Source organism: Candidatus Macondimonas diazotrophica (assembly GCF_004684205.1).
Taxonomy (GTDB): domain Bacteria; phylum Pseudomonadota; class Gammaproteobacteria; order UBA5335; family UBA5335; genus Macondimonas; species Macondimonas diazotrophica.
The window spans coordinates 1-5069 of record NZ_SRIO01000037.1 but is presented as its reverse complement, the minus strand read 5'-3'; the positions used below and the strand labels follow the sequence as shown (position 1 = coordinate 5069).

Below are 5069 nucleotides of genomic sequence, written 5' to 3'. Positions count from 1 at the left end.
TTGCGCCCTCCGGGCAAGCATATAGCTGCGCGATAGCAAAAGGGAGCCACCGTGAGGCGGCCCCCTGGTCACCGAGCAGGATCTTGTGCAAGGCCATTTAGGCATCGACAAGGCTGATGTTGTACCCGATCTGTAGGGAGAACAGAGGCTCAACCACACGGCTTGGGCTGAACCGGGCAGCGCTCATCAGCACACCGGTCGTTGCTCCCTTCGCGGACGAGGAAATCAGGAAGCCACCGTAGATCGTCTTGTTGGCATTGAACGTGAACACGGCTTCATTGCCAGCGTTGCTGATAATACCGCCCGATGCAGCGCCTTCGACAAAGGCAACGCGGGTTGCTTCATCATAGGCCGTGCATTCCGTAGACGACCCAGGGAATGTAGCAGCCGTATCCGTATCCAGCGGGGTGTAGTTCCCCTCGAACACACCAAGATACCAAGTGGTTACCGGGGTGCCTCCATGGAACACAACATCAAGCTGGTGGTTACGCCCCTCCATCACGGTACGATTGTGCGCCAGCGGAAGTTCCTCGACAATCGTTCCATCTGGAGCAATCAATTTCGGGGTGAACACCCCCATGCGCAGCAGCTTGGACTCCGGGAAATAAACGTGCCCTTCGTCGGTGAACTCAAAGGCGAAACGACGAACCGCTTTCGCCAGCTCTTTAAAAACTTTCATGTCAGTCTCCTATTAGTTGACGAAAGCCTTACTCGATAATGTCAACAACGTCGGTATTGCCGTTGTTTTTTATCACCGTAACGGTGAACTCCGAACGCATCCGGCCACTATCAATATTACCGCTTTTTCGGCCCGTTGCGATAACCTGATTTATACCACGATCTCGGCGGAAAATGGTCGCTGCATTATCATATTTTGGCATGGCCACTTTCTTGTCCGTAATGTTGACAATGCTACCGTCCTCGGCGCCAATACAAATCCCGCGATTGCTCTGCCAAACTTCTACCCGGCCACCCGTATCACCAAGGTAACTACCCTCGACTTCGGCTGCCTTGGTCTTGGGTGTTCCGTATTTCAGGATCTCCAGCAGGACAAGTTGATCCGGGTTGTCTCCGCGCAACCAGTAGGTATTCGAATCCGTTGCGATAAACAGGCGCTCGGTGAGCATCGTAATCGGTTCAGGGAACACGATGAACCCGCTGCGCATATCGCACTTGCCGTAATCCAACGGTTCGCTGTACCACAGGACGTTACCATCCGCGATGAACAGGCGCCCTTTTGTATGTACCATGTGCGTACCCGGTGGTGTGCGGGTCTTATGCTGGAACTGCAACACACGCCCGCCGACCAGGCTGCTTATCGTTACCGACGCCCCAGATACAGTAGCTTCGAGGAACAGGCTATCCCCTACTCCGACGTACACATTCTTCTTGACCGACCCTTCACTATTGGGCATGTTCGAAACCTGGATCGAGCCTCGGTCGGTCAATTCAACTTCCGTTACAAACGGTGCGCCGGATTCCTCTCCGGTCGCGGATATCATCGTGACTGCAACAAGGTACACGCCCTGCGGTACGCTGCCCCCCGACGATGCTGAAACATTCGGCTCCGTAGCTGGGGGGTTTACCCCAAGAATCCGATAGCTAAGATCCGGTGCAACCGTCCAGATTTCCTGCCCGTCCGATACAACCATATCCCCGTTCACTTCAGCCATACAGATCGTATCGGTTTGGGCCAGAAGACTGTGCACCGTGTTCACTACCCCTGTACTGGAGCGGTGCTTGAGTTCCGCGCCATCCGCGAACATGAGTCCACCCTCGAAGGGCGTGAGGCACCGGATGTTCGTGCCGTTGTAAACAGCCGTAAACCCCTGCCGGCGGAACAGCTTCTTGTAACGATCAATATCCACATTGATCGCAGCGGTCAGGTCTACCTCGCCCTCGCCCGTTGGGACTGAGTGCTGCGCTGCCTGATCATTGATTCCGTTGAAACCGGTATACTTGAATGTGGTATTAGGGTCGGTTGTGTACATCCCTCACCCCCAGCCACCCTTGCGAATCCATGTGGCTACGCTACCGAACCGGACGCCGGTCTCAGCGAAGCTGTGAAACTGGCTCCTGGCGTCCTGGATATCCGACATGAAGCTGTTCATGAACTGGTTCGCCTTGCTGGAGTCATTGGTATCCTGGTTCGCATTGCGCAGCAACTTCGCAGTGGCGTAGTCGCACAGACTGATGTGCCATTGGGCTGGGATCTCCGGTACATCGCCATCAACCACCAGAGCAACCTGGGGGTAACGCTGCACATGAACACGCAAGGTATCCGTGGCAGCTGGCTTACCTACAAGGCGCAGTAGCTGAAACCCCTGGATATCAGTCTCGTAGCCAATAACGCTACCTTCGTAGTTACCCGTCAGGCCATGCAGGCCGTAACGCGGTATATAGCGGTCGTTGAACTTCACGTTCTTTACCGCGATGGTCCCGGACGGGAGTTCGTAATCGCTCACATCCGCAACCACAGAAATAGAAAACTCACCGAGAAGATGCCCGGTGAGTTCACAAAAGCGCTCTTGAGCGCGGTTCAGTTGGCGAGTGATCTGTGCATCGGAGAACAAAAGGTCATCGTTATCGGGGCTGTAAGCATCGATATCGTCCAGGTATTCCCGTGTAGTTGTGATCAGCTCGCCAAGGTTCACTCGGGAAGATCCTCTTCGCCAAGAAACTGCACGTTCCAGACCGGTCGCACGATCTCATTGATAGGCTGGATAGCGGAAGGGTTGCTTGGATCAGCGGGGGCCTGAACAAAATCAATCTTCTTGCAATCCATGATCATGTCGTAAATCACCCGTGGGATGACTGCTTCTTCATTCATGCGGATCAGGTAGTGAAGATCATCGAACCCAAAAAACTCTTGCGTGAGATCAGGGCGTGAGCCATGATTCACAATAACCCGTACCTTGTCGTAACGATACCAACGGCTGCCGTATTTCGCCTTCAGGTATTGGGTACGCTCATCGTCTGCTCGGGCAACATTTGCCGGTTTGCGCCCGCGACGGCTCTGTTGAACTTCTTGATTGTCGGTCATTTTAAAACTCCGAGAGGTTGGAAAAAGGGGGCCGTGTTACCGGCCCCAAACGCGGGGATCAATTCCCTACAGCAAAATATACCAAGGTATTACCAGATCCGTTCACGGCGTCGGCGCCGATCAGGAATCCCTGGCCGGAGGTGCTGGTCTCAACCGGGGTGATACCATTGCTGGTAATGTAGGTCTGCGTTCCAGCAGTAACCGTCTTGATCGCAGATGCGCTGGGCATGGTGTCCATCCACTCAAGCCGTCCAGCAGTTGCGATGTTGAATACATCCACTCGACTGGGCACGAAGCCCAGCGAGACCATCAAAGATGCACCGGTTCCAGTAATGGAGCCAGTGACCATACGCGGAAGTCCATCAGTCGAAGCCATGTCACATTCTCCTATTAGGCCGGGTCTTGCTTGATCGCATGCTCCACACGGACAACATGCGCTTGGTTAAGGATCAGTGCGGTCGTCCAAAGCTTCCACACCGCGTGGCCCACCTGACCCGTCGGGTTACCCGCAGAGGGCACCGGGTTGAACAGGTAAGGCGTTGCAGCGTTGGGGCCTTTCAAGGACACAACACCAAGGGCATCCATCCCAATGATCAGGAGCGGGTACACGTCAATGTTGGAACCGCCAGTGGAAAGCATACCCGTGCCACCCAAGGCAGCGCCGGCATTGGCCCAGAAGGGCACTTCGGTGGAAATCACAAAGCGGACCGCATCCACACGGCCAATCTCACCAGGGAACATGTTCGCTTCATTCGCGTAGTTTTCCACAGGGGAGAAACCGCCCATGTTGCGGATGTCCATTTCAGCGCTGGTGTGGGCAACACCCACGTAGGCAGGGCTGACTGGGGTCGTGGCGTAGTTGACCGAAGGGGCAACCATACGGCTGATCGGCTTGGCTTTCTGCAACTTCAGCGAACGGATCGCCTTACGGATAACCGTGCGATTCAGTTCGGTGTTGATGTCAGACCGGTTGGTGCCGTTGGTCTGCATCTTGTTGGTGCCAGAAACAAACTCGCCGAAACGGATCGCTTCGACCGTGTTGCCAAGCTGGTAACCCATTTGCTCCATGAGAGCCATCAGGTTGCCATCTTCATGGGTATCGGCCAGAACGTCGGTGACGCTCACGAGGCCGATGTACTGCTTCAAGGTAGCCTCAATTTTCTGAGTCGTGAACTTGGTAGCGGAGGGCACGACACCTTCGATAACCGGCGTGGTGGCCAGCGGAAGGGCATCAGCGCGAACCCACGACGCTACGCGAGTAGAGTTCAAGGGAACGGTGAAATGAGTTGCAAGAGCCTCCAGGATCAGCATCGGCTGCGGGGTCTCAAGCATCTTCTTTTGAGCGTATACGGTATTGCGGACACTTAGGTCGCTGTACTTGGTTGTCCCGGTAGCCATTTGCATGTCTCCTTTTAAAAATTACGGAAAGTCCCGGACGGCTGGAACCTAGCGCAGGCTTAATAGAGAGTCAATAGCAAAATAGGTATTGTCAATAAATTGCTTATGGGCATAAAAAAGCCCCCGTTTGTGTAGGGGGCTTCCAGTTTCACCGGATACCGGTAATTTGATGTAAATGAATTTAATTCCTTCTAACTTAGCAGAACTCCTTGAAGATGTCTAGCGCTTGGGTTTGTTCATGGTGATGCGCTTCCATAGTTCATCGTGTGACATGTTATCCTCAGCTTTGCCTTTCTCTTCCGGCTCTGGAACCCGACGACTCTTCACCGGCGCCATTGCCTTGATAGACCGCTCCTTTTCTTTGGTTGATTGTTTCTCGCTCGATTTACGGAACAATTCAATCACCTCCTTTCTGTCATCACCGCCTGCTTTCATAGCATCAGTATACGCTTTCTGAACGACCTTTGGTTGTTTGCCAATCCATTCGGTAACCTTGTCATACTCCGGTACTTCGGTACGGGTACGGCGTTCTTCGCGCTCAGACTTGTACTCGTTCTGCATCTCCAGCAACGGGGCCAGAACCTTGTTGATCTGGTTAACAAGCGCCGTCTGTTCCTTGCTCTGGTGG

Annotated in this window: 7 protein-coding genes; all 7 read right to left on the bottom strand. The window is 54.0% G+C overall.

Features of this window, described 5'->3' with window-relative positions; genetic code table 11:
* Positions 1-97: 97 nt before the first annotated feature.
* Positions 98-679, bottom strand: coding sequence for a hypothetical protein (locus E4680_RS13415; RefSeq protein ID WP_135282931.1), 582 nt, complete (start codon positions 677-679; stop codon positions 98-100).
* Positions 680-707: 28 nt separating this feature from the next.
* Positions 708-1991, bottom strand: coding sequence for a hypothetical protein (locus tag E4680_RS13410; RefSeq protein ID WP_135282930.1), 1284 nt, complete (start codon positions 1989-1991; stop codon positions 708-710).
* 3 nt (positions 1992-1994) lie between these two features.
* A complete protein-coding gene (locus E4680_RS13405) occupies positions 1995-2654 on the bottom strand; it encodes a phage adaptor protein (RefSeq protein ID WP_135282929.1) in 660 nt (219 codons plus the stop codon).
* The gene (locus E4680_RS13400) at positions 2651-3043 is read right to left on the bottom strand and encodes a hypothetical protein (RefSeq protein WP_135282928.1); all 393 of its coding nucleotides are present in this window, start codon (positions 3041-3043) and stop codon (positions 2651-2653) included. Before E4680_RS13400 ends, E4680_RS13405 begins: the two co-directional genes overlap by 4 nt.
* A gap of 58 nt (positions 3044-3101) precedes the next feature.
* Positions 3102-3419 carry a hypothetical protein gene (locus E4680_RS13395; protein WP_135282927.1) on the bottom strand — a complete coding sequence of 106 codons (318 nt, stop codon included), beginning with the start codon at positions 3417-3419 and terminating at the stop codon, positions 3102-3104.
* Positions 3420-3433: 14 nt separating this feature from the next.
* On the bottom strand, positions 3434-4441 hold the full coding sequence (locus E4680_RS13390; protein ID WP_167792523.1) for a N4-gp56 family major capsid protein: 1008 nt from the start codon (positions 4439-4441) through the stop codon (positions 3434-3436).
* A 219-nt stretch (positions 4442-4660) separates the two neighbouring features.
* On the bottom strand, positions 4661-5069 hold a 409-nt coding region (locus tag E4680_RS14150; RefSeq protein ID WP_167792522.1), incomplete at its 5' end, for a hypothetical protein.